The sequence below is a fragment of the Cellulomonas hominis genome (genome assembly GCF_014201095.1).
Classification (GTDB): domain Bacteria; phylum Actinomycetota; class Actinomycetes; order Actinomycetales; family Cellulomonadaceae; genus Cellulomonas; species Cellulomonas hominis.
The window spans coordinates 2734665-2758304 of sequence record NZ_JACHDN010000001.1 but is presented as its reverse complement, the minus strand read 5'-3'; the positions used below and the strand labels follow the sequence as shown (position 1 = coordinate 2758304).

Here is a 23640-nt window from a genome sequence, read left to right as displayed (position 1 = left end):
ACCCCCGTGAGCGGCCCCGGGACCCGAGTGTTCGTCGCGCGGCTCGCCGGGACCTCCGTCTTCGACCCCATCGGCGACCAGGTCGGGCGGGTGCGCGACGTCGTCGTCCTGCTGCGCCCCAAGGGCGCCCCGCGGGCCGTCGGCCTGGTCGTGGAGGTGCCGGGGCGGCGCCGGGTGTTCGTCCCGCTGACCCGGGTCACGGCGATCGACGCGGGCCAGGTGATCTCCACCGGGCTGGTGAACATGCGCCGCTTCGAGCAGCGCCCGTTCGAGACGCTCGTGGTCGGCGAGCTGTTCGACCGCACCGTCCGGCTCGCGGACGGCACCGGGCACGCGACCGTCGAGGACGTCGCCATCGAGCGGCAGCGCAACGGCGACTGGCTGGTGTCCAAGGTGTTCGTGCGCAAGCACCGCCCGGGCCGCGGCGGGCTGCTGCGCCGGCGGGGCGAGCCCGAGCTGCTGGACATCGAGGAGATCGCGGGCCTCGCGCGGACGTCCGCCGACCAGGGCGCCGCGCTCCTGCTCGCGCAGTACGACGAGCTCAAGCCCGCCGACCTCGCCGACGTCCTGCACGACCTCACGACCACGCGGCGGCTCGAGGTGGCCGCGGCGATGGACAACGAGCGGCTCGCCGACGTCCTCGAGGAGCTCCCGGAGGACGACCAGGTCGCGATCCTGTCCGGCCTGGAGCGCGCCCGCGCCGCCGACGTCCTCGAGGCCATGCAGCCCGACGACGCGGCCGACCTGCTCGGCGAGCTGCCCGACGACCAGGCGGCCGAGCTGCTCGAGCTCATGGAGCCGGAGGAGGCCCGCGACGTCCGCCGGCTGCTGGCCTACGAGGAGAACACCGCGGGCGGCCTGATGACGACCGAGCCGGTGGTCCTCGGCCCGGAGACCCCGATCGCCGCGGCGCTCGCGCACGTGCGGCGTCGCGACCTCACCCCCGCCCTGGCGTCGATGGTGTTCGTCGTGCGGCCCCCGCTCGAGACCCCCACCGGCCGGTTCATCGGCGTCGTGCACCTGCAGCGCCTGCTGCGCGAGCCCCCGCACGAGGCGATCGGCACCGCCGTGGACACCGACATCGAGCCGGTCACCGCGGACGCGCCCCTGCTGGCGGTCACGCGGCGGATGGCGACCTACGACCTGCTGGCCATCCCGGTCGTGGACGGCGAGCGCCGCCTGCTCGGGGCGGTCAGCGTCGACGACGTGCTGGACCACCTGCTGCCCGAGGACTGGCGCGAGACCGACGAGGAGGTGCCGCCGACGACCGGCGCGGTCCCCGTGGTCAGCCCGTCCGCCCCGCGTCCCGTCCCGAGGGGAGGCCGTCGTGCCTGAGCGCCTCGACACCCCGAAGGCCTCCCGCCGCCAGCTGCTGCCGCGCCTCCAGGAGGACGCCTTCGGCAAGGTCTCCGAGGGCATCGCCCGGTTCATGGGCACGCCGCGGTTCCTGCTGTGGCTGAGCCTGTTCTGCATCGCGTGGCTGGTGTGGAACTCGTGGGGCCCGGAGCACCTGCGGTTCGACTCCGCGGCCAACGGGTTCACCGCGCTGACCCTCATGCTGTCGCTGCAGGCGTCGTACTCCGCGCCGCTCATCCTGCTCGCGCAGAACCGGCAGACCGACCGGGACCGCGTCCAGGCCGAGCAGGACCGGCAGCGCGCCGAGCGGAACCTCGCCGACACCGAGTTCCTCGCCCGCGAGATGGCCGCCCTGCGCATCGCCCTGTCCGAGGTCGCGACCCGCGACTTCGTGCGGTCGGAGCTGCGCAACCTGCTGGAGGAGCTGGCCGAGGAGCGCGCGGCCGCCGAGGAGGACGAGCCGGACCGCGCCCGGGGCACGGGCGAGCGCGTCGCGCGCGACACCGCCTGACCGTCGCACCGCGGCAGCGCGCCCCGGCGGCGGGGGTCCCCCGCGGGCGGACCTACGATGGACGGCATGCCGCCCGCCCTGGACCCCCGTGATCCCGAGGCCGTCGCCGCCGCCGTGCGCGAGGCCCTGACCCGGGTGGTCGACCCGGAGATCCGCCGCCCGATCACGGACCTGGGCATGGTCCGCTCGGTGGACGTCGACACCTCGCTCCCCGAGGGCGCGCGGGTCACCGTCGGCATCGACCTCACGACGGCCGGCTGCCCGCTGCGCGACACGATCACGAAGGACGTCACGGCCGCGGTCGAGTCCGTCGAGGGCGTCGCGGAGGTCCGGATGGCGCTCGGCGTCATGAGCCCGGAGCAGCGCGCCGCGCTCACCGAGCGCCTGCGCGGCGGTCCCGAGCCCGAGATCCCGTTCAGCAAGCCCACGTCGCTGACCAAGGTGTTCGCGATCGCCTCCGGCAAGGGCGGCGTCGGCAAGTCGTCGGTCACCGCGAACCTCGCGGTCGCGATGGCGGCCGACGGGCTGCGGGTCGGCGTCGTCGACGCGGACATCTACGGCTTCTCGATCCCCCGGATGCTCGGCGTCACCCAGCCGCCCACGCGGGTGGACGAGATGCTGCTGCCGCCGATCGCGCACGAGGTCAAGGTCATCTCGATCGGCATGTTCGTCCCGCCGGGCCAGCCCGTGGTGTGGCGCGGGCCGATGCTGCACCGCGCGCTGCAGCAGTTCCTCGCGGACGTCTTCTGGGGCGACCTCGACGTGCTGCTGCTGGACCTGCCGCCCGGGACCGGCGACATCGCGATCTCCGTGGCGCAGCTGCTGCCGGGGTCGGAGATCGTCGTGGTGACGACCCCGCAGGTCGCGGCCGCGGAGGTCGCCGAGCGCGCCGGGTCGATCGCGACCCAGACCCGCCAGGGCGTCGTCGGGGTCGTGGAGAACATGGCGTGGCTGGAGCAGCCCGACGGCACCCGGCTGGAGCTGTTCGGCTCCGGCGGCGGCGCGCGGGTGGCCGAGGGCCTGTCCCGGTCGACCGGCACCGCGGTGCCCGTGCTCGGCCAGGTGCCGCTGGACATCCGGCTGCGCGAGGCCGGCGACGGCGGGACGCCCGTGGTCCTCACGGACCCCGGCTCCCCCGCGGCGACCGCGCTGCGCGAGGTGGCCCGCTCCCTGGCCGGCCGCTCCCGCGGCCTGGCGGGCAAGTCGCTGGGCCTGACCCCGGTGGGCCGCTGACCCGACGCGCTGCACGGCTGACCGGGCCGAGACTGCAGGATCCGCGCCCTCCCGAACCGGCGGGACAGTCGGATCGTGCCGTCTCGGCGACGCGCGGGCAGCGCGCAGGCGAAGCGGGCAGCGCGCGGCACGGTGCCCCGGTGTTGGTTCGTGTGCGGTTGTGGTGGATACTGTCGGGGTGCTCGCGAGTCAACGGCAGGACCGCATCCTCGCGGAGGTGCGCGCCCACGGCGCCGTCCGCGTCGCCGACCTGGTGGAGCGCCTCGACGTCTCCGAGATGACCGTGCGCCGCGACATCACCGAGCTCGACCGCGCGGGGCTGGTGCGCCGGGTGCACGGCGGCGCGGTCGCCCCGGACGCCGCCGGCCGCCCCACGGACGAGCCGGGCTTCGAGGCGAAGTCCACCTGGTCGACCGGCGAGAAGGAGGCCATCGCCCTCCTCGCCGCCGCGACCGTCGAGCCCGGCCAGGCGGTCGCGCTGTCCGGCGGCACCACCACGCACCTGCTCGCGCAGCGGATCGCCGCCGACCCCGCCCTGCGCCCGCTGACCGTCGTCACCAACTCGCTGCCCGTCGCGCAGACGCTGCACCGCGCCGCCCCCGGCGCCGGGCCGCTGGACGTCATCCTCACCGGCGGCAGCCGCACCCCGTCGGACGCGCTCGTCGGGCCGGTCGCGGACACCGCGCTGACGACGCTGCGGGTCGACCGGCTGTTCCTCGGGGTGCACGGGCTGGACGAGTCCGGCCTCATGACCCCGAACCTCGCCGAGGCGGCCACCGACCGGGCGCTGCTGGCGTGCGCCGCCGCGGTGACCGTGCTCGCCGACCACACCAAGTGGGGCGTCGTCGGGCTCGCGCGGATCGCCCCGCTGACCGACGTCGACGTCCTCGTGAGCGACGACGGCCTGCCCGGGCCCGCGCGCGCCGTCCTGGCCGACGCCGGCTGCACCCTGCTCGTCCCGACCCCCGCCCTGTCGAAGGAGACCTGACCGCGTGACCCTCGCCGACACCCCCGTGGACAGCACGCTGCTGACGCCCGAGGTGCGCCGCACCCGCACGACGATGGCGGACGGGCGCGACCTGTTCTACTTCGACGACTCCGCGCCGTACGTCGCGGGCGACGCGACCCGCCGGCTGGACGACCCCCGCCCGCTGCCGGACCGGTTCGCCCCGGTCGTCGGCGCGGACGGCGTGGCCCGCCCGGTCACCGGCCCGGAGCTGCGCCGCGACCCGCTGACCGGCGACTGGATCCCCATGGCGGCGCACCGGATGAACCGCACGTTCCTGCCGCCGGCGGACGCGAACCCGCTGGCCCCCGCGCGCCCGGGCGCCGCGTACTCCGACGGCGAGATCCCGGACACCGACTACGACGTGGTCGTGTTCGAGAACCGCTTCCCGTCCCTGATGGCGGTGCCGGGCGTCGAGGACGTCGTCACCCTGTCCGGGGGCGAGGAGCTGTGGCCGTCCCGCCCGGCCGCCGGGCGCTGCGAGGTGATCTGCTTCTCCTCCGACCCGACCGCGTCGCTCGGCACCGTGTCGCCGCGCCGGATGCGGACCATCGTCGAGGCCTGGGCCGACCGGACCCGCGCGCTCGGCGAGGTGCCCGGCATCGAGCAGGTGTTCGCGTTCGAGAACCGCGGCAAGGAGATCGGCGTCACCCTGCACCACCCGCACGGCCAGATCTACGCGTTCCCGTACCTGACGCCGCGCACGCAGGCGATGCTCGGGCAGGCCCGGGCGCACGCCGAGCGCACCGGCCGGCTGCTCGGGCGGGACGTGCTCGACGCCGAGCTGCGGCACGGCGCGCGGGTCGTGCTCGAGTCCGAGCACTGGGTCGCGTACGTGCCGTTCGCGGCGCGCTGGCCCGTCGAGGTGCACCTCGCGCCGCGCCGGGACGTGCCGGACCTGCCGGCGCTGACCGACGCCGAGCGCGCCGACCTGGCCGTGACGTACCTGGAGCTGCTGCGGCGGCTCGACCGGTTCTTCGTCGACCCGGACTCCGGGGCGCCCATCCCGCTGCCGTACATCTCCGGCTGGCACCAGGCCCCCGTCCGCGAGGGCCGCGACCTGTCCCGCCTGCACCTGCAGGTGTTCTCGGTGCTCCGCGCACCCGGCAAGCTCAAGTACCTCGCAGGAGTGGAGTCGGCCATGGCGGCCTGGATCAGCGACACGACCCCGGAGCGCATCGCGGCGCGGCTGCAGGAGGTGGCCCGGTGACCGCCCCCGTGTGGGTCGGCGCCTGGGAGCCGGCCGACGGCGAGGCCCGGGTGCGCGCCCTGTTCGCGGACCGGTTCGGCGGCGAGCCGGACGGCACCTGGTCCGCGCCCGGCCGCGTGAACCTCATCGGCGAGCACACCGACTACAACGGCGGGCTGTGCCTGCCGTTCGCCCTGCCGCACCGCACGTACGTCGCGGTCCGCCGCACCGGCGGCGACACCGTGCGCCTGGTGTCGGCGCAGGAGAGCACCGGCGTCCGCGAGGTCGTCCTGTCCGAGGTCGCCCCCGGCACCGTCGACGGCTGGCCGGCGTACGTGGTCGGCGTGGCGTGGGCGCTGCGCGAGGCGGGGCACGACGTCGGCGGCTTCGAGGTCGCGGTCGACTCCTGCGTGCCGTACGGCGCCGGGCTGTCGTCGTCCGCGGCGCTGGAGTGCGCCGCGGCGGTCGCGTTCGACGCGCTGTTCGGCCTGGGGCTGGCCGGCACGGGCGACGCCCCCGACGACGCGGGCCGGGCGACGCTGGCCGCCGCGTGCATCCGCGCGGAGAACGAGATCGCGGGCGCCAGCACCGGCGGCATGGACCAGTCGGTCTCGCTGCGCGGGCGCGCCGGGCACGCGCTGCTGCTCGACTGCCGCGACGGCGGGGTGCGCCACGTGCCGTTCGACCTCGCCGCGCACGGCCTGGCTCTGCTCGTCATCGACACCAAGGCCGAGCACGCGCTGGTGGACGGGCAGTACGCCGCCCGCCGCGCCGCGTGCGAGCAGGCCGCGGCGCTGCTGGGCGTGCCCACGCTCCGGGAGATCGACGCCGACGGGCTCGGCGACGCCCTCGCGACCCTCGCGCACGGCACCGGGCCGGTCGGCGACGGCTCGGCGGACGCGGAGGTGCTCGTCCGGCGCGTGCGGCACGTGGTCACGGAGATCGCGCGGGTCGAGGAGTTCGTCGCCCTGCTGGACGCCGACCGCGTCGAGGAGGTCGGCCCCGCGATGGACGCGTCGCACGCCTCGCTGCGGGACGACTACGAGGTGTCCTGCCGGGAGCTCGACCTCGCCGTCGAGGCGGCCCTCGAGGCCGGTGCCCTGGGTGCCCGGATGACCGGCGGCGGCTTCGGCGGCTCGGCGATCGCCCTGGTGCGCGCCGACGCGGTCGACACGGTGGCCGCGGCCGTCGCGCAGGCGTTCGCGGCGGCGGACCTGCACGCGCCGGCGTTCCTCGTGGCGACGGCGTCCGCCCCGGCGGCCTGACCCCGCGCCGCTGCTCCCGGCGCGTCGCGGCCGAGCCCACCGGTTCGCGGTGGATCCACTCCGACGGGCACGCCCGCGCGCGTCCGTCCGAGTGGTCCACCGCGCGCACGTCCCCATCGGACGGGCGGGCCCGCCGGCGCCTCGACGCGGCAACCGGGTGACCTCGACGCCCAGCCCCACGACGCGACGCGGAACCGGCGCCGGTAGTGCGTTCTGCGTAGTAGCGTTCGGCGCAAGATAGCGCGCGGCGGAGAGGTCCGGGCGCACAGACCCCGAAGGAGGGGGCCGTGGGCGTCACCCGCCGGATCGTCTTCCCCACGATCCGCATCGTCCTGTGGGCGGTCATCGCCGTCGCGCTCGCCAAGATCGCGTTCGCCGGCGCCGACCGCGTCACGCAGCCCGGCGAGGCGCTGCAGCCGTCCGCCGAGCTCGTCGAGCCGCAGGTCGCCGCGGCGCTCGGCAGCGTGACCAACACCGTGGACGTCACCGCCTCGGTGGTGGCCGACCCGGCGCGGCAGGTCCGCGCGACCCTCGCCGGCACCGTGCACCGGCTGCTCGCCGAGGAGGGCCAGGCGGTCGCGGCGGACACCCCCGTCCTCGAGATCCGCTCGGAGACGCCGGTCGACCCGACGGTGACCACCGACCCCGAGACCGGGGTGCAGACGGTGACGGAGAACAAGCCGAAGGTCGTCACCCAGACGGTCAGGGCCGGGACGGCGGGTGTCGTGCACGTGTCCGTGCTCAAGGACCAGGTCGTCTCGGTCGGCGACGCGGTCGGCACGGTCGCCCCGGGCACCCTGTCCGTCCAGGGCACGCTCACCCCGGACCAGCAGTACCGGCTGATCGGCGCGCCGGGCGAGGCCACGGTGACTCTCAAGGGCGGTCCGGCCCCCTTCACCTGCACCGGCCTGCGCATCGGCGCGGCCGCGCAGGACCAGGACGCGTCCGCCGAGCAGCCGGAGGGCAGCGGGACCACGACGTCCGGGACCGTCAGCTGCGCCATCCCGGCCGGGGTCACCGCGTTCGCCGGGCTCGGCGCCGACATCGAGATCGTCAACGGCTCCGCGGAGGGCGCGGTGCTCGTACCGGTGACCGCCGTCCAGGGATCCGTGCAGAACGGCAACGTCTGGGTGGTCGGCGACGACGGGGCGACCGAGCAGCGCGCCGTCGCGCTCGGGCTCACCGACGGGCAGCAGGTCCAGGTCACCGAGGGCCTCGCGGAGGGCGACACCGTGCTGGAGTACGCGCCCGTGACCGATCTCGGCGCCGTCGACTGCACCGACCCCGCCACCTCCGACCCGAGCGTGTGCGGCGGATGAGCCTCCTCGAGCTGACCGACGTCACCCGGTCCGTGCGCCTGGCCGACGACCGGGTGCTGCACATCCTGCGCGGCGTCACGCTCAGCGTGGACGCGGGCGAGCACGTCGCCGTCGTCGGGCGCTCCGGCACCGGCAAGTCGACGCTGCTCAACATCCTGGGGCTGCTGGACTCCCCCACCGACGGCGAGTACCTGCTCGACGGCGCCTCCACGCGGCGGATCTCCGGGCGGCGGCGGTCGCGGCTGCGCGGGGACTCCTTCGGCTTCGTGTTCCAGCAGTTCAACCTGCTCACCGGCCGCACGGTGCTGGAGAACGTCGCGGCGCCGCTGCTGTACGCCCGGGGGCGCCAGTTCTGGTCCCGCGCGCGCCTGGCCGCGGAGATGCTGGACCGCGTCGGCCTGGGCGACCGGCTGGAGGACATGCCGGACCGGTTGTCGGGCGGCGAGCAGCAGCGCGTCGCGATCGCGCGGGCGCTGGTCCGCCGGCCGCGGGTGATCCTCGCCGACGAGCCGACCGGCGCGCTGGACGTCGACACCGGCACCGAGGTGATGTCCCTCCTCGACGAGATCGCCCGCGAGTCCGGGGCGGCCCTCGTCACGATCACGCACGACCTCGCGGTCGCCGCGCGATCCGGCCGGCACTACCGGCTCGCCGACGGCGTGCTGGTCCCAGTGACGCTGGTCGCGCCGGACCGCCCGGGGTCGCTCGCCGAGTGGGTGGGCGACGTGCCCACGCTCGGCGCGAGCACGGACGCCGCGGTCGCCGCGGCCGGGCCCGCCGGGGGTGCCGCGTGACCGGCATCGCGGGGGCGCTCGTCGAGGCCTGGGACGAGCTGCGCGTCCACAAGCTGCGGGTCCTGCTCTCGCTGATCGGCGTCGCCGTCGCGGTCACCGCGATCACCGGCATCACCGCCGCGGTCGAGATGCTCAGCCAGGCGATGCGGGAGCAGACCGAGCGGTCCAGCGGCCGGGAGACGACCCTCACCCTGTCCGCCTACCCGATGACGGGGACGCCCGACGCGGCCCGGTCCTCGGCGGCGATGCTCGACGTCGCCGAGCGGTACGCGGTCACCTACGCGACGCGGAGCGCCTGGGGGCAGGTCGCGGCCGAGCTCCCCGGCGGCGCGCGGCTGCTGCAGGGCCGGTTCGTGGACGTCGACTACGGGACCATCCACCGCATCCAGCCCGGCGAGGGCCGCTGGTTCGCCGACTCCGACGTGGAGCGGATGGCGCCGACCCTGGTGGTGAACGAGGCGTTCCTCGACGCGCTCGGCGCCGAGGACGTGTCCGGCCACCCGACCGTCGTGCTGCAGGGCCGGCAGGCGGTGACCGCCGAGGTCATCGGGGTGGTGCCGGACGAGTGGGAGGGCCAGGAGCCGGCGTTCACCGTGCTGTTCGACCAGGCCGACCGGTGGGGTCTGGCCCTCGACCCCTGGGCCAGCGGGGCGCTCAACCCGTCGCTCGAGCTGTGGGTGCCGCCCGGCGACGCCGACGCGCTGCGCGAGCGGGCCTCGGCCGACCTGCGCGCGGAGCTGCCGGGGTGGCAGGTCGACGCCTACGTGCCGCAGAACAGCGCGAGCGTGCTCGACTCCGCGGCGCGCTGGGTCATCGTCGCGGTCAGCGGCTTCGCGCTGCTGCTCGGCGGGCTCGGCCTGCTCAACATCGCCCTGGTGACGGTGCGCCAGCGCATCCGGGAGATCGGCATCCGCCGGTCGTTCGGGGCCACGTCGTCCCGGGTGTTCTTCGGCGTGCTGCTGGAGTCGGTGGTCGCGACGCTGGTGGCGGGGGCGATCGGCGTGGCGCTGGCCGTGGTGCTGCTGGACAACCTGCCGATCGAGCGGGCGCTCGGGATGCCGCTGCAGGACGTCCCCGCGTTCCCGGTGTCCGCCGCGCTCACCGGGCTCGCGTGCGCCGCCGGCGTGGGCGCGCTGGCGGGGCTGCTGCCCGCGCTGTGGGCGGTGCGGGTGAAGGTGATCGACGCGATCCGGTACTGAGCCTCAGGCCCGGGGCAGGCGGGCGGTGTCCTCGTGCAGCGCGAACAGCACCGAGTACGGCCGCCCGCCCGGCGTCGGGGGGCGCTGCGCCAGCTCCTCGAAGAACGCGTCCACCCGCGCCGTGAGCTCCTGGTGCTCGGCCGCGCTGAGCCGCACGCCGAGACGCGCCATCCGGACGGTGTCCGGGTCGGCCTCGTGCAGCTCCTCGAGGAACGTGCTCGCCATGATCTGCCACTTGCCGGGGAAGTCCGGCGCCCGCCAGGACTTCTTCGTCGCGCGGTACGGCACCTCCCGGGAGCCCCGGGCGCCGCGCCGGACCGGCTCGGCCGCCAGGAACCCCCGGTCGACCAGGGTGCGGACGTGGTGCAGCACGGTGGCCGGGTTGCGACCGAGGCGGTCGGCGATCTCCCGGTTGGTGAGGGACTCGTCGATGCACAGCCGCAGGATGCGCAGCCGGACCGCCGAGGCGAGCGCGCGGGCGTCGGCGTCGAGGTCGGCGGTGGGGTCGGGGTCGGCATCGGGCACGGCCCCATCGTAGCCACTGATTGACATTTCCCAATCAGTCGCGACATCCTGGGTGCATGACCACCCCCGGGCCCTCGGGCCCGCCCACCGACGGCGTCGCCGCCGCGCTCGCGCCGGCCGCCCCGGTCGCGCCACCGCCGCACCGCCGGTCGCTCGCCCGGCACCCCGACTTCCGCCGGCTCTGGGTCGGCGACGCGTTCGGCCAGCTCGGCGCCCAGCTCACGGGCATCGCCCTGCCGGTGCTCGCCGTGCGCGACCTGGGCGCGAGCGAGTGGGAGATGGGCCTGCTCACCGCGGCCGAGACCGCCGCGTTCCTGGTCATCGGCCTGCCGACCGGTGCCTGGGTCGACCGGATGCGCAAGCGCCGCGTGCTCATCGCGGCCGACCTGGTGCGGGCCGTGACGCTCGCCGTCGTCGTGCTGCTCGCCCTGACCGGCCACGCCTCGATGCCGGTGCTGTACGCGGGGGCGCTCGTGCTCAGCGTCGCGACGGTGTTCTTCGACGTGGCGCACCAGTCGTACGTCCCCGGGCTCGTCGGCCTGGAGCACATCGGCGAGGGCAACGCGAAGCTGCAGGCGACGCAGTCGGTCGCGCAGGTCGCCGCGCCGGCCCTGGGCGGCGCCCTGCTCCGGGTCGTGGCGGCTCCCCTGGTCATCGCGGTGAACGCCGTGACCTACCTCGTGTCGGCGCTCGCCGTCGGGCGGATCCGGCAGGTCGAGGCGCTGCCGCCCGCCGAGCACCGCCGGCCGCTCACGGAGGAGATCGCCGAGGGGCTCCGGTTCGTCGTGCACCAGCCGCTGCTGCGCCGCATCGTGGCGTGCACGGCGATCGGCAACCTGTTCGGCGCGATGTCGGGCGCCCTCATGGTCCTGTACGCCCTGCGCGACCTCGGGCTGGACGAGGCCGCGTACGGGACGGTGCTGTCCGCGTCGGCGATCGGCGGACTCCTCGGCGCCCTGGCGTCCGACCGGCTGGTGCGGTGGATCGGCGAGGGCCGGATCATCCCCCTCGCCGCCCTCGGGTTCGCCCCGGGCGCGCTGCTCACCCCGCTGGCCGCCGTGCTGCCGGTGCCGCCGCAGGCCACCCTGATCGTCGGCGGCATGCTGTTCTTCTCCGTCGTCGTGGTCTACAACGTCGCGCAGGTGAGCTTCCGGCAGCGCGTCTGCCCGCCGCCGCTGCTCGGCCGGATGAACGCCTCCGTGCGGTTCATCGTCTGGGGCACGACGCCGATCGGGGGGCTGCTCGGCGGGTGGCTGGGGCACACCTGGGGCGTGCTGCCGACGCTCTGGACCGCGGCCGCCGGGTGCGTGCTCGCGGCGCTGCCGGTGCTGCTGTCGCCGCTCGTCCGGATGCGGGACCTGCCGGGGGCGCCCGCGCAGGAGTGACGTTCCCGCACGTCAGCGACGCGCCGGGCGGTTTGGCCCGACCTGTCCCCGCGGTGCACGATGGCGGGCGTGCTCCGCCTGCTGCTCGCGTTCACGTCCGGTGTCCTCGCGACCTCGATCGTCCTCCTGGCGACCGGGATCGGCGACGGCGGGTTGCCGTGGGTGGTGCCGGTCGCGGCCGTCGTCGGCGCGATCCTGCTCACCCTCGTCAGCATCGGCACCACGCTGGCGGGCGTCCGCGCGCCCCGCGAGAAGGACGTCGAGGCCGCCGTCCGGGAGAACCGCATCTCGCTCGCCCGGGTGCTCGAGACCCGCGCGACGGGCAGCTCCGTCAACGACCAGCCCGTGTGCGACATCCGCCTCGTCGTGGCGTCGCGCACCCGCCCCGCCTACACCACGACCACCCGCGCGCTGGTGAACCTCGGGTCGCTGCCCGTGCTGCAGGGCGGCGCGGTGGTCGTGGTCGCCCAGCTGCACGCCGACCGGCCGGAGGTCGCGCTGCTCGACCCGGCACCCGCGGACTGGCGGGACGCCGCCCAGCGGGACACCACGGTCCGCACCATGCCCGAGGCCCCGGTGTGGGAGGCGCCGCCCGCCCCCGGCCGGGACCGGCGGGGGCTGCTGCGGATCCCCGGCGTGCTGCTCGTGGTCGCGTTCCTCGCCGGCGTCGGGCTGCGCGCCTGGCCCGAGCGGGACGTCGTGACGTCGCTCGCGCAGGGCACCTCGCTGAGCGACGCGGTCGCCCAGCGGGACCGGGACCGCGCCGAGGCGGCGAGCATCTTCCCCGCGGTGCGCACGCGGGAGGTGGTCGACGACCTCGCCGAGGTCGCCGGCGGGACGCAGTTCACCGAGGTGCTGCTGTTCCAGACGTACGCGGTGGCCGAGGCCCTGACGACCCCCGGCGCGCAGACCACCGACCGGTTCGTCTGGCGCGACGGCGGCGCGAGCCGCGACGGGGCGGCGACGATCCAGCCCGACCCCGCGGAGCTGCCCGACGAGCTGTTCGACGTCACCCAGGTCGACTGGTCCGTGGTGGAGCGGCTCACCGCCCAGGCCGCGGAGCTCACCGGGATCGACGACGCCGACGGGCCGACGGTGATCGTCCGGCGGTCGACGACGGACGAGGGGGCGCCGCTGCAGGTCGTGGTGAGCGTCGACGACGACTACCGCGACGCGTGGCTCACCGCCGACGCGAGCGGGAACGTCGTCGAGATGCGCGGCGGTGCGCCGGGCTCGGCCTCCGCGGCGTGGGAGGCCGAGCACCAGGGGTGAGGCCCGGGCCGACCGCCCCGCGTCAGACGTCGTACGCCACGACCACCGGCGCGTGGTCGCTGAACCGCGCGTCGTACGTCGCGGCCCGGTCGATCTCCACCGACCGCACCCGGTCCGCCAGGCCCGGTGTCGCGAGCTGGTAGTCGATCCGCCAGCCGGAGTCGTTGTCGAACGCCTGCCCGCGCCAGGACCACCAGGTGTACGGCCCGGGCCCCTCGCCGCCGTGCTCGCGCCCCAGGTCCCGCCAGCCCTGCTCGTCGAACCAGGTGTCCAGGTACGCGCGCTCCTCCGGGAGGAAGCCGGCAGCCTTGCGGTTGCCCCGCCAGTTCTTGATGTCCACCTCGCGGTGGGCGATGTTGAGGTCGCCGGCGACGACCGCCGGGTGCTCCCCGCCGGCGAGCTCCGCCAGCCGCTTGGTCATGACGTCGAGGAAGGCGTACTTCTCGTCCATCTTCGGCGTGCCCGCCTGGCCGGAGTGCACGTAGGCGGACACCACGGTGAGCAGGCCTCCGCCGGGCAGCTCGAGGTCCGCCTCGACCCAGCGGCCGGAGTCGGACGGCACGCCGGTGCCGATGCCGATCCGCACGGCGTGCATCGGCAGCCGGGACGCGATCGCGACGCCCGCGCGGCCCTTGGTCTCGCTGGCCTCGTGGGCGAGGTGCCAGTCGTCGGCCGACAGGTGGTCGCCGAGGATCTCGTCGGACGCGCGCACCTCCTGCAGCAGCAGGACGTCGGTGCGCCGGGCCTCGACCCAGTCCCCCATCCCCCGCCGGAAGGCGGCACGGATCCCGTTCACGTTCGCAGTCGCTACCGTCAGCACGCGGACCATCCAACCTCATGCCACCGACACGGCCGGCCGTGCCCCGCGTCGGGCCCCGGGTCGGGCCGCGGGTCGGTCAGCCCGCGGCCTCCCGCGCGCGGGCCCGCACCATCAGCGCCTCGACGCCGTCCAGCATGAGCCGCAGGCCCAGCAGCTCGTCGCCGCCCTCACCGCCCGCCGGGTCCGGCGCGCCGTCGTCGAAGCCCCCGCCGTCGAGCGCGGCGCCCAGCGCGGGGAACGCGGCCGGGTCGACGACGGAGCGCAGCAGCGTGGCGAAGTCGAGCAGCGCGGGGTGCAGCACCGGCCCGGGCTCGCCTCCGCCGGCCGCGTCGGACCCGGCCGCCGCGGCGGCCGCGCGCCGGGCGAGCACGTCGGCCGCCACGAGCTGCCCCTCGCTCAGCACGTGCAGCGCGAGCCGGCCGATCACGGCGACGCGCTCGTCCCAGGTCAGCGGCGTGCCCTCGAGCGCCCGCAGCCCCCGGTCGAGCAGCGCGACCCGCGCCGGCCCCGGCAGGGCCGAGGTGACGGGCGGCTGCACGGACCACGGGTGCGCCGCCGCGAGCGCCAGCTGCTCCGCGCACCACCGCTCGAGCGCGGGGCGCCAGCCCTCGCCCGGCACCGGCTCGGCGGGGCTCGACTCCGCGAGGGCCGTGTCGAGCATCAGAGCCAGCAGGTCGTCCTTGCTGGAGACGTAGCGGTAGAGCGCCATCGTCGTGACCCCGAGCCGCTCCGCGACGCGCGCCATCGACAGCGCCGGCAGCCCCTCGGCGTCCGCGAGGTCGATCGCGGCCCGCGCGATGCCGGCGAGCGTGAGCCCGGGCCGGGGGCCGCGGCGGCCGGCGGGCGCGGGTCGCCACAGGACCGCGAGCCCCGGGGGCAGCGGCGGCTCCTCCGCGGCCGGCTCGTCCTCCGCGGCCCGGGCGCGCAGCCGCACCCGCTCGACCTGCCGGGCGGCCCGCTGCGCGGCGAGCGCGGCCTCCTGGGCCGCGCGCTCGGCCTCGCGCTGCGCCTGGTCGGCCTCCTTCTCGACCTCCCGGACGGCGCGCTCCTGCTCCGCACGGAGCCGCTCGACCTCGCGCTGGGCGTTCCGCTCGGCCCGCTCGCGGTCGCGGTGGGCCTTCCCCGCGTCGCGCAGCGCCCGCTCCCGGTCCCGCTCGGCTCGCGCGGCCTCCTTGGCGGCGGCGCGGGCGGCCTTCTCGCGGTCCCGGCGCAGCGCCTCGGCCTGCTTGCGCGCGGCCTCCTCCTGCTTGCGCGCCGCCTCCTCCTGCTTGCGCGCCGCCTCGGCCTCGCGGCGGTCCTCCTGGTCCTGCGGCGCGGACATCGCCCTCCCTTGACCGGCGCGGATCGAACTGTGTACAACATACACACCTTGGATCCGTGTACGACGTAGACAGAAAGGAGCCGACGATGGACGAGGCCCCGATGATCGCGACCCGCGGCCTGCGCAAGGCCTTCGGCGAGACCGCCGTCCTGACCGGCGTCGACCTCGCGGTGCCGCGCGGCCAGGTGCTCGGCCTGCTCGGGCCGAACGGCGCCGGGAAGACCACGACGGTCGAGATCCTCAGCACGCTCCTGCTCCCGGACGAGGGGACCGCCACCGTCGCCGGCCACGACGTCGTGCGCGAGCCCGGCCGGGTGCGCGAGGCGATCAGCCTCACCGGGCAGTACGCCGCCCTCGACGAGCTGCTCACCGGCCGGGAGAACCTGCGGCTCATGGCGCGGCTCGCGCACCTGCCCCGGGCGGCCGGGCGCGAGCGCGGCGAGGAGCTGCTCGAGCTCTTCGACCTCGCGGACGCCGCCGACCGGCTGGTCCGGACCTACTCGGGCGGGATGCGGCGCCGGCTCGACCTCGCGGTCAGCCTGCTCACCCGCCCGCGCGTGATCTTCCTCGACGAGCCGACCACCGGCCTCGACCCGCGCAGCCGCGCGGACCTCTGGGCCGTCATCCGCACCGTCGTCGCCGAGGGCGCGACCGTGCTGCTCACCACGCAGTACCTCGACGAGGCCGACGCGCTCGCCGACCGCGTCGCGGTGCTGGACCGCGGGCACGTCGTCGCTCAGGGCACCGCCGCGGAGCTCAAGCGCCGCGTCGGCGCCGCCCACGTCGAGCTCGAGCTCGCCGGCGGCCGGACCGAGCGCATCCCGACGGACGCCTCCGTGCCGGACGTCCGCCGCATCCTCGCCGACGTCGAGCGGCGCGGCCTGCCCGTCGAGGGCTGGCGCGTGGCCGTGCCGACGCTCGACGACGTGTTCCTCACCCTCACCGGCCACCCCGCGGAGCCCGACGGGGCCGCGCCGGAGGCCCTGCTCGCCCGGGAGGCGTCGTGACCAGCACCCTGACCCCCGCCGCGCCCGCGCGCGTCACCGTCCGGCCCCCGCTGGGCGGGTGGGCCGCGCGGGACACCGGCGCGATGGTCGGCCGCAGCCTGCGCCGCTCGCTGCGCACGCCCGACACCCTCATCATGGGCATCGCGCTGCCGGTCATCCTCATGCTGCTGTTCGTCTACGTGTTCGGCGGCGCGATCCGGACCGACCAGAGCTACGTCGACTACGTCGTGCCCGGGATCATCCTGCTGTGCGCCGGGTACGGCGCCGCGACCACGGCCGTCTCCGTCGCCTCGGACATGACCGGCGGCCTGATGAACCGCTTCCGGACCCTGCCGGTGCGTCCCGTCGCGGCCCTCACCGGGCACGTGGTCGAGTCGGTGGTCCGCAACGCCGTGTCCACGGCGCTCGTCGTCGGCGTCGCCTACGCGGCCGGCTTCCGGCCGACCGCCGGGCCCGCCGAGTGGCTGGCCACCGCCGGGCTGGTGCTGCTCTACGTGCTCGCGCTGACGTGGACGTCCGTGGCCATCGGCATCGTGTCCTCCGGGCCCGAGGCGGCCAACGGGTTCTCGTTCGCGATCATGTTCCTGCCCTACGTCTCCAGCGCGTTCGTCCCGCCGGAGTCGATGCCGCGGGTGCTGGAGGTGTTCGCGACCTACCAGCCGATCACGCCGGTCACGGACACGGTGCGGGCCTGGCTCACCGGCGTCCCGGGCGGCCAGCCGCTCGTGGCGCTGGCGTGGTGCGCCGGGCTGCTCGTCGTGGCCCGGCTCGTCGCCGCGTGGCTGTTCCGGCGGCGCGCGGCGCGCTGAGGCCTCACACCCGGACGCCGAGCCGCGCCGCCACCCGCGCGGTGTCGGCCCGGTGCCGCGGGCCGCCGTCGCCGTACTCCAGGCACCACAGGAGCTGCTGCACGGCGGCCCGCGGCCCCGCACCCGCGGGGGTGCTCGGCATCCCGTCCCACAGGGCCGCGCGCGCCGCGTCGGCGTCCGCGGGGCCGGCCCAGGCGCTGTCCCAGTCCAGCACAGCCGCGAGCGCCCACCGGTCGCCCGCCCGCCGCACCAGGACGTTCGCGTGGTGCAGGTCCCCGTGCACGAGCACCGCGCCGGCCGCCCCGTCGAAGAGCGGGCCGTGCCGGTCCAGCACCCGCTCGGCCGCCGCCCGCCGCGGTCCCGCCGGCACGCGCGCCCGGGTGCGCGCCAGCAGCGCGTCCAGCTCGGGCGCGCCCGGGGCCCCGAGGTCCCCGTACCCCGGCAGGACGACGCCCCGCAGGCGCTCCAGGACGTCCGCGAGCGCCTCCTGCACCGCGCGGCGGTCCGCGTCGCCGGCGCCCGGGTGGACGTCGCACCAGCGACGCCCGGCCACCCGCTCCGTCACGTGCACCTGCACCCCGTCCCGGACCTCCGCGGCCACCAGCCGGGGCACGGGGACGCCGGCCCCCGCGGCCGCCCGCTGGGCGCGCGCCGACCGCATCAGGTCGGGACCTGCACCGAGCGGCGCCGTCTTGACCACCAGGTCCGCGCCGCCGGGGCCGACCACGTGCCGCACGACCGCGCCGCCGTCCCCGGGGAGCGCGCCGACCACCCGCGCGCCCGCACCCAGCACCGCCCTCAGCACGTCGTCCACCGCGTCCTCCGTCCTCGGACTCCCTGCCCATGATCCCTGGTGGACGGCCGCCGGCAGTGGTGGGATGGCGAGCGGACGACAGGGCGAGCGGCGGGAGGACGGCAGATGGCGGCACCGGGCACGGGGACGGGAGCGGGCGCGCTCGCCGGGGCAGTCGCCGGGTTCGCCGCGGAGGTCGACGGCCGGACCGTGGCGGACCTCCGCGCGGCGGGCGGCCTCAAGTGGTCGCTGTTCCCCGACCGCATCGGGGCGTTCGTCGCGGAGTCCGACCTCGGGACCGCCCCGGCGGTCCGGGACGCGCTGCGGGCCGCGGTCGACGCCGAGCGGTTCGGCTACCTCCCGCCCCCGGTGGCCGACGCGATGGCCGGCGCCTACGCCGGCTGGTCCGCCGACCGGTACGGCTGGGCGGTCGCGGCCGAGCGGGTGCGGCCCGTCGCCGACGTCATGGCGGCGTTCCGGGCCACCGTCCGGCATCTCACCGCCCCCGGGTCGACGATCGTGCTGCCCACCCCGGCCTACATGCCGTTCCTCACCGTCCCCGCCACCCTCGGGCGCCGGGTCGTCGAGGTGCCGCTGGTCCCGGACGGCGGGCGGCTCGTGCACGACCTCGACGCGATCGGGCGGGCTCTCGCCGACGGCGGCGGGCTGCTCGTGCTGTGCAACCCGCACAACCCCACCGGCCGGGTGCTCGACCGTGACGAGCTGCTCGGGATCGCCCGCGTCGCGGACGCGCACGGCGCCCGGGTGTTCGCCGACGAGATCCACGCGCCGCTGGTCTACGCCGGCCGCCGGCACGTCCCGTACGCCTCGGTCGACCCCGTCGCCGCGGCGCACGCGGTCACCGCGACGTCGGCGTCGAAGGCCTGGAACGTCCCCGGGCTCAAGTGCGCGCAGATCGTCCTCGGCAACGACGCCGACGCCGAGCGGTGGCGCGAGGTCGGCGAGGAGTACGAGCACGGGGCGTCCACCCTCGGCGTGCTCGCGAGCACCGCCGCGTACGCCGAGGGCGGGCCGTGGCTCGACTCCGCGCTCGACTACCTCGACGGCAACCGGCTGCTGCTCGCCGACCTGCTCGCCGAGCAGCTCCCCGCCGTCCGGTACACGCCGCCCGAGGGCACCTACCTGGCGTGGCTGGACTGCCGGGGGCTCGGGCTCGGCGACCACCCCGGCCGGCACTTCGCGCGCGGCGGCGTCGCACTGACCGACGGCCCCGCGTGCGGACGGGCCGGGCACGGGTTCGCCCGGTACACGCTCGCGACCCCGCGCCCCGTCCTGCGGGAGACCGTGGCCCGGCTCGCCGCGTCCGTCGGCCCGCCCGCCTGACCCCGCACCCGCACCCGCACCGCTCCCCCGAGGCCCGAGGAGGCCCGATGTCCGTCCCACCCCCGGCGACCACCGGACCCGCGGCCGACGCGGGCACCGGCGCCGTACCCGCCGGCAGCGCCCTGACCGTCGAGGCCGCGGGCGTCGACATCATCGCCGACCGCGACCGCAAGGGGACGCCGCGCCAGCTGTTCTGGCCGTGGTTCGCGGCGAACGTGTCGGTGCTCGGCCTGTCCTACGGCGCCTGGGTGCTCGACTTCGGCGTCTCCTTCACGCAGGCGCTCGTCGCGAGCGTCGTCGGCATCGTCTTCTCGTTCCTGCTCTGCGGGTTCGTCGCGCTCGCCGGCAAGCGCGGGTCCGCCCCGACGATGGTGCTGTCCCGCGCCGCGCTCGGCGTGCAGGGCAACCGGGTCGCGGCCGTGCTGTCCTGGCTGCTCACCGTCGGGTGGGAGACGATCCTCACCGCACTCGCCACCCTCGCGACCGCGACCGTCGTCGAGGCGCTCGGGTGGGGCGGCGGCAGCGGCGTGCAGGTCGTGGCCCTGGTCGTGGTGGCCGGGCTCATCATCGCGGGCGGGGTGTTCGGCTTCGACCTGATCATGCGGATGCAGACCGTCATCACCGTCGTCACCGCGGTCCTCACCGTCGGGTACGTGCTGCTGGTGCTCGACCACATCGACACCGCCGCCGTGACCGCCCTGCCCGCCGGGACCGCCCAGGCGTTCATCGGGGCGCTCGTGTTCATGATGACCGGCTTCGGGCTCGGCTGGGTCAACATGGCCGCCGACTACTCGCGCTACTTGCCCCGGCACACGTCGGGCGCCGGGGTCGTCGGCTGGACCACGTTCGGGGCGTCGCTCGCGCCGGTGATCCTGCTCCTGTTCGGCCTGCTGCTCGCCGGCTCCGACCCGGACCTGCGCGCCGCGATCTCCGCCGACCCCATCGGGGCGCTCACGACGATCCTGCCGACCTGGTACCTCGTGCCGTTCGCGATCGTGGCGGTGCTCGGGCTCGTCGGGGGCGCCGTCCTCGACATCTACTCGTCCGGCCTCGCGCTCGTGTCCACCGGCCTGCCCGTGTCCCGCCCGGTGGCCGCGGGGATCGACGGCGTGATCATGGTGCTCGGCACGATCTACATCGTGTTCGGCTCTGACACGTTCTTCGGGGTGTTCCAGGGCTTCCTCATCACGCTCGGCGTCCCGATCGCCGCCTGGGCCGGGATCATGCTCGCCGACGTCCTGCTGCGCCGGCGCGACTACGACGACCTCGACCTGTACCGCCCCAGCGGCCGGTACGGCCGCGCGCCCGCCGTGCCGCTGACCCTGCTCGCGCTCGGGACGGTGCTCGGCTGGGGGCTGGTCACGAACGCGTCAGCCGGGTGGCTCGCCTGGCAGGGCTACCTGCTCGGCGCGGTCGGGCTCGGCGGCAAGGACGGCGCGTGGGCCTACGCGAACCTCGGCGTGCTCGTGGCGCTGGTCGTCGGGTTCGGCGGGACGCTGCTGCTGCGCCGCGGGGCGGTGCGGCGGCAGGAGGCGCTGCCGCCGTCGGCCGACGCGGGGGCGACCGGGACCGCGGGGGCTGCCGGGAGCGCGGGGGCTGCGCGGTGACCGCCGGCGCGACGCCCGGGCGGGCCGTGCTGGTGGTCGTCGACATGCAGCCCGTGTTCGCCGACCCCGCGAGCCCGTGGGCGGCGCCCCGGTTCGCCGAGGCGCTGCCCGTCGTGCGGTCCCTGGCCGAGGCTGCGGGGCCGGACCGGACGGTGTTCACGCGGTTCGTCGCGCCCGAGCGGCCCGCCGGCGCGTGGGTCGCCTACTACGCCGACTGGCCGTTCGCCCTGCAGCCGCCGGACGCCCCCGCGTACGCGATCGTGCCGGAGCTCGCGGACCTCGCGGGCGCGGCCGCGGGGGTCACCGCCACGACGTTCGGGAAGTGGGGCGCCGATCTCGCGGCGCACGTCGGGCCCGGGGACACGATGCTGCTCACCGGCGTCTCCACGGACTGCTGCGTGCTGTCCACGGCGCTGGCCGCCGCGGACGCCGGGGTCGCGGTGCGCGTGGTCGCCGAGGCCTGCGCCGGAGCCGACGACGCGGCCCACACGCGAGCCCTGGACGCGATCGCGCTGTACGCCCCGCTCGCGGAGGTCGTGGACGCCACGACGGCCCACGCGATCCTGGCCACCACGACCTGACCCGCACGGCCGCGGGCGCGCCGGCCACCCGGAGCGCGAGGTCGACGGTTCCGCGCGAGGTCGAGGGTCTCCGGCCCCTCCAGCGGGCGAGACCCTCGACCTCGCGCGACGCGACCGGGCCCTCAGGCCCCGCGCTCCGCCGACTCCACCACGTTCGCCAGCAGCATCGCCCGGGTCATCGGCCCGACGCCGCCGGGGTTCGGGGACACCCACGCCGCGATCTCCGCGACGCCGGGGTCCACGTCGCCCGCGATCCGGCTCCTGCCCGTCTCCGGGTCCGTCACCCGGGACACGCCCACGTCCACCACCACGGCCCCGGGCTTCACCAGGTCGGCCGTGAGGATCCCCGGCACCCCGGCGGCGGCGACGATGACGTCGGCGTTCCGGGTGTGCTCGCCGAGGTCGGCGGTGCCCGTGTGCGTGAGGGTGACGGTGGCGTTCACGGCGCGGCGGGTCAGCAGCAGGCCGATCGAGCGCCCGACGGTGGTCCCCCGCCCGATGACGGTGACGTCCGCCCCGGCCAGCGGGACCCTGTGCCGCGTGAGCAGCTCGATGATGCCGCGCGGCGTGCAGGGCAGCGGGGACGTGACGTCCTCGTTGACCCGGAGCACCAGGCGGCCGAGGTTGGTCGGGTGCAGGCCGTCGGCGTCCTTGTCGGGGTCGACGAGCTCCAGCACCCGGTTGGTGTCGATGCCGCGGGGCAGCGGGAGCTGCACGATGAACCCGGTGCACGCCGGGTCCTCGTTCAGCCGCCGGACCGCGGCCTCGATGTCCTCCTGCGTGGCGTCGGCGGGCAGGTCCTCGCGGATCGAGGCGATGCCGACCTCCGCGCAGTCCCGGTGCTTGCCGGCGACGTAGGACACCGAGCCCGGGTCCTGGCCCACCAGCAGCGTGCCGAGCCCGGGCGTGATGCCGCGCTCCGCCAGCACGCGCACGCGCGCGGCCAGCTCGGACTTGATCGCGGCGGCCGTGGCCTTGCCGTCGAGCGTCTTCGCCGTCATGTCGCGGCCCCGATCAGTACTGCTGCAGGCCGGGGTACAGCGGGAACGCGTCGGCCAGCTTGGCCACCCGCGCCCGCAGGGCCTCGACGTCGGCGGAGGCGCCGTCGGTCAGCGCGGTCGCGATGATGTCCGCGACCTCGGTGAACTCGGCGTCGCCGAAGCCGCGGGTCGCGAGCGCCGGGGTGCCGATGCGCAGGCCGGAGGTGACGCGCGGGGGGCGCGGGTCGAACGGCACCGCGTTGCGGTTCACGGTGATGCCGACGTCGTGCAGGAGGTCCTCGGCCTGCTGGCCGTCGAGCGACGAGCTCCGCAGGTCGACGAGCACCAGGTGCACGTCGGTGCCGCCGGTCAGCACGGACACGCCCGCGGCGGCCACCTCGGGGGCGACCAGGCGCTCGGCGATGATCCGCGCGCCGTCGATCGTGCGCTGCTGGCGGTCGCGGAAGTCCTCGCCGGCGGCGATCTTGAACGACACGGCCTTGGCGGCGATGACGTGCATGAGCGGGCCGCCCTGCTGGCCCGGGAACACCGCGGAGTCGATCTTCTTGGCGTACTCCTCGCGGCTCAGGATGAAGCCGGAGCGGGGGCCGCCGATGGTCTTGTGCACGGTGGAGGACACGACGTCCGCGTGCGGCACGGGCGACGGGTGCAGGCCCGCGGCGACCAGGCCGGCGAAGTGCGCCATGTCGACCCAGAGCTTCGCGCCGACCTCGTCCGCGATCTCCCGCATGGCGGCGAAGTCGAGGTGCCGCGGGTACGCGGACCAGCCGCCGATGATGACCTGCGGCCGGTGCTTGAGGGCGGCCTCGCGGATCGCCTCGGGCTCGATGAGGAAGGTGTCCGGGTTCACCCCGTACGCGCCGACGTCGTAGAGCTTGCCGGAGAAGTTGATCTTCATGCCGTGCGTCAGGTGGCCGCCGTGCGCGAGCTCGAGGCCGAGGATGCGGTCGCCGGCGCTGGCCAGGGCGTGCAGCACGGCCGCGTTCGCGGTGGCGCCGGAGTGCGGCTGGACGTTGGCGTGCTCGGCGCCGAACAGGTCCTTCGCGCGGGCGATCGCGAGGTTCTCCGCGATGTCGACCTGCTCGCAGCCGCCGTAGTACCGGCGGCCCGGGTAGCCCTCGGCGTACTTGTTGGTCAGCACGGAGCCCTGCGCCTGCAGGACGGCTCGCGGGACGAAGTTCTCGCTCGCGATCATCTCGAGCGTGCCCTGCTGGCGGGCGAGCTCCCCGTCCAGCACGGCGGCGATCTCGGGGTCCACCTGGGACAGGTTCTGGTCGAGCAGGGGCGTGGTGTCGGCGCTCAT

The 23640-nt window shown here is 76.1% G+C and carries 22 protein-coding genes; 16 read left to right on the top strand and 6 right to left on the bottom strand.

Annotation, left to right across the window (positions count from 1 at the left end; genetic code table 11):
* The first annotated feature begins 6 nt into the window (after positions 1–6).
* The 9 genes from HNR08_RS12965 (at position 7) to HNR08_RS12925 (ending at position 9872) form a co-directional block, all read left to right on the top strand.
* On the top strand, positions 7–1335 hold the full coding sequence (locus HNR08_RS12965; RefSeq protein WP_146836766.1) for a magnesium transporter MgtE N-terminal domain-containing protein: 1329 nt from the start codon (positions 7–9) through the stop codon (positions 1333–1335).
* Positions 1328–1867, top strand: coding sequence for a DUF1003 domain-containing protein (locus HNR08_RS12960; RefSeq protein ID WP_146836769.1), 540 nt, complete (start codon positions 1328–1330; stop codon positions 1865–1867). Before HNR08_RS12965 ends, HNR08_RS12960 begins: the two co-directional genes overlap by 8 nt.
* Positions 1868–1933: 66 nt before the next feature.
* On the top strand, positions 1934–3100 hold the full coding sequence (locus HNR08_RS12955) for an Mrp/NBP35 family ATP-binding protein (RefSeq protein WP_146836772.1): 1167 nt from the start codon (positions 1934–1936) through the stop codon (positions 3098–3100).
* 178 nt (positions 3101–3278) lie between these two features.
* On the top strand, positions 3279–4088 hold the full coding sequence (locus tag HNR08_RS12950) for a DeoR/GlpR family DNA-binding transcription regulator (protein ID WP_183835038.1): 810 nt from the start codon (positions 3279–3281) through the stop codon (positions 4086–4088).
* 73 nt (positions 4089–4161) lie between these two features.
* Entirely contained in the window at positions 4162–5316 is a 1155-nt protein-coding gene (gene galT, locus HNR08_RS12945; RefSeq protein WP_146836885.1) for a galactose-1-phosphate uridylyltransferase, read from the top strand.
* Positions 5313–6560, top strand: a complete 1248-nt coding sequence (galK, locus tag HNR08_RS12940; protein ID WP_146836778.1) for a galactokinase — start codon at positions 5313–5315, stop codon at positions 6558–6560. The genes galT and galK overlap by 4 nt, the downstream gene beginning before the upstream one ends.
* Positions 6561–6847: 287 nt before the next feature.
* Entirely contained in the window at positions 6848–7879 is a 1032-nt protein-coding gene (locus HNR08_RS12935) for a permuted SH3 domain-containing protein (RefSeq protein ID WP_146836781.1), read from the top strand.
* Positions 7876–8673 (top strand): ABC transporter ATP-binding protein, encoded by a 798-nt coding sequence (locus HNR08_RS12930; RefSeq protein WP_146836785.1) that lies wholly within the window; start codon positions 7876–7878, stop codon positions 8671–8673. The genes HNR08_RS12935 and HNR08_RS12930 overlap by 4 nt, the downstream gene beginning before the upstream one ends.
* On the top strand, positions 8670–9872 hold the full coding sequence (locus HNR08_RS12925; RefSeq protein ID WP_146836788.1) for an ABC transporter permease: 1203 nt from the start codon (positions 8670–8672) through the stop codon (positions 9870–9872). Before HNR08_RS12930 ends, HNR08_RS12925 begins: the two co-directional genes overlap by 4 nt.
* 3 nt (positions 9873–9875) lie before the next feature.
* Here HNR08_RS12925 and HNR08_RS12920 read toward each other — a convergent pair whose 3' ends face one another.
* Complete coding sequence (locus HNR08_RS12920; protein WP_246803042.1) at positions 9876–10397, bottom strand: helix-turn-helix domain-containing protein; 522 nt, start codon at positions 10395–10397, stop codon at positions 9876–9878.
* Positions 10398–10453: 56 nt separating this feature from the next.
* Between HNR08_RS12920 and HNR08_RS12915 the strand changes: the two genes are divergently transcribed.
* Positions 10454–11782 (top strand): MFS transporter, encoded by a 1329-nt coding sequence (locus HNR08_RS12915; protein WP_146836794.1) that lies wholly within the window; start codon positions 10454–10456, stop codon positions 11780–11782.
* Positions 11783–11851: 69 nt separating this feature from the next.
* Positions 11852–13054 (top strand): hypothetical protein, encoded by a 1203-nt coding sequence (locus tag HNR08_RS12910; protein WP_146836797.1) that lies wholly within the window; start codon positions 11852–11854, stop codon positions 13052–13054.
* 22 nt (positions 13055–13076) lie between these two features.
* Here the strand turns inward: HNR08_RS12910 and HNR08_RS12905 are convergent, their stop codons facing one another.
* Both HNR08_RS12905 and HNR08_RS12900 read right to left on the bottom strand, forming a co-directional pair.
* The gene (locus HNR08_RS12905; RefSeq protein WP_146836800.1) at positions 13077–13874 is read right to left on the bottom strand and encodes an exodeoxyribonuclease III; all 798 of its coding nucleotides are present in this window, start codon (positions 13872–13874) and stop codon (positions 13077–13079) included.
* Between the two features lie 76 nt (positions 13875–13950).
* Positions 13951–15195: a TetR/AcrR family transcriptional regulator gene (locus HNR08_RS12900; protein ID WP_146836803.1), complete on the bottom strand. Its 1245-nt coding sequence runs from the start codon at positions 15193–15195 to the stop codon at positions 13951–13953.
* 86 nt (positions 15196–15281) lie between these two features.
* Here HNR08_RS12900 and HNR08_RS12895 point away from each other — a divergent pair, with 86 nt between their 5' ends.
* Both HNR08_RS12895 and HNR08_RS12890 read left to right on the top strand, forming a co-directional pair.
* Positions 15282–16202, top strand: a complete 921-nt coding sequence (locus HNR08_RS12895) for an ATP-binding cassette domain-containing protein (protein ID WP_146836806.1) — start codon at positions 15282–15284, stop codon at positions 16200–16202.
* Positions 16199–17011: an ABC transporter permease gene (locus HNR08_RS12890; RefSeq protein WP_246803043.1), complete on the top strand. Its 813-nt coding sequence runs from the start codon at positions 16199–16201 to the stop codon at positions 17009–17011. Before HNR08_RS12895 ends, HNR08_RS12890 begins: the two co-directional genes overlap by 4 nt.
* A 4-nt stretch (positions 17012–17015) precedes the next feature.
* Here HNR08_RS12890 and HNR08_RS12885 read toward each other — a convergent pair whose 3' ends face one another.
* Positions 17016–17825, bottom strand: coding sequence for a phosphotransferase (locus tag HNR08_RS12885; protein ID WP_183835036.1), 810 nt, complete (start codon positions 17823–17825; stop codon positions 17016–17018).
* A 105-nt stretch (positions 17826–17930) separates the two neighbouring features.
* Here HNR08_RS12885 and HNR08_RS12880 point away from each other — a divergent pair, with 105 nt between their 5' ends.
* Genes HNR08_RS12880 through HNR08_RS12870 form a run of 3 tightly spaced genes read left to right on the top strand, consistent with a single transcriptional unit; the run spans position 17931 to position 21336 of the window.
* Positions 17931–19148: a MalY/PatB family protein gene (locus HNR08_RS12880; protein ID WP_146836809.1), complete on the top strand. Its 1218-nt coding sequence runs from the start codon at positions 17931–17933 to the stop codon at positions 19146–19148.
* A 47-nt stretch (positions 19149–19195) separates the two neighbouring features.
* A complete protein-coding gene (locus tag HNR08_RS12875; protein WP_146836812.1) occupies positions 19196–20755 on the top strand; it encodes a purine-cytosine permease family protein in 1560 nt (519 codons plus the stop codon).
* Positions 20752–21336: a cysteine hydrolase family protein gene (locus HNR08_RS12870; RefSeq protein ID WP_276509362.1), complete on the top strand. Its 585-nt coding sequence runs from the start codon at positions 20752–20754 to the stop codon at positions 21334–21336. The genes HNR08_RS12875 and HNR08_RS12870 overlap by 4 nt, the downstream gene beginning before the upstream one ends.
* Before the next feature lie 122 nt (positions 21337–21458).
* On the opposite strand, the gene HNR08_RS12865 is transcribed toward HNR08_RS12870, so the two are convergent.
* Positions 21459–22337 carry a bifunctional methylenetetrahydrofolate dehydrogenase/methenyltetrahydrofolate cyclohydrolase gene (locus HNR08_RS12865; RefSeq protein WP_146836815.1) on the bottom strand — a complete coding sequence of 293 codons (879 nt, stop codon included), beginning with the start codon at positions 22335–22337 and terminating at the stop codon, positions 21459–21461.
* Positions 22338–22350: 13 nt separating this feature from the next.
* A complete protein-coding gene (gene glyA, locus HNR08_RS12860) occupies positions 22351–23640 on the bottom strand; it encodes a serine hydroxymethyltransferase (protein ID WP_146836818.1) in 1290 nt (429 codons plus the stop codon).

Coding starts and splice junctions, on each gene's coding strand:
- HNR08_RS12955 (WP_146836772.1), top strand. CDS start 1,934: ATGCCGCCCGCCCTGGACCCCCGTGATCCCGAGGCCGTCGCCGCCGCC.
- galT (WP_146836885.1), top strand. CDS start 4,162: ATGGCGGACGGGCGCGACCTGTTCTACTTCGACGACTCCGCGCCGTAC.
- HNR08_RS12930 (WP_146836785.1), top strand. CDS start 7,876: ATGAGCCTCCTCGAGCTGACCGACGTCACCCGGTCCGTGCGCCTGGCC.
- HNR08_RS12915 (WP_146836794.1), top strand. CDS start 10,454: ATGACCACCCCCGGGCCCTCGGGCCCGCCCACCGACGGCGTCGCCGCC.
- HNR08_RS12900 (WP_146836803.1), bottom strand. CDS start 15,195: ATGTCCGCGCCGCAGGACCAGGAGGACCGCCGCGAGGCCGAGGCGGCG.
- HNR08_RS12895 (WP_146836806.1), top strand. CDS start 15,282: ATGGACGAGGCCCCGATGATCGCGACCCGCGGCCTGCGCAAGGCCTTC.
- HNR08_RS12880 (WP_146836809.1), top strand. CDS start 17,931: ATGGCGGCACCGGGCACGGGGACGGGAGCGGGCGCGCTCGCCGGGGCA.
- HNR08_RS12875 (WP_146836812.1), top strand. CDS start 19,196: ATGTCCGTCCCACCCCCGGCGACCACCGGACCCGCGGCCGACGCGGGC.
- HNR08_RS12865 (WP_146836815.1), bottom strand. CDS start 22,337: ATGACGGCGAAGACGCTCGACGGCAAGGCCACGGCCGCCGCGATCAAG.
- glyA (WP_146836818.1), bottom strand. CDS start 23,640: ATGAGCGCCGACACCACGCCCCTGCTCGACCAGAACCTGTCCCAGGTG.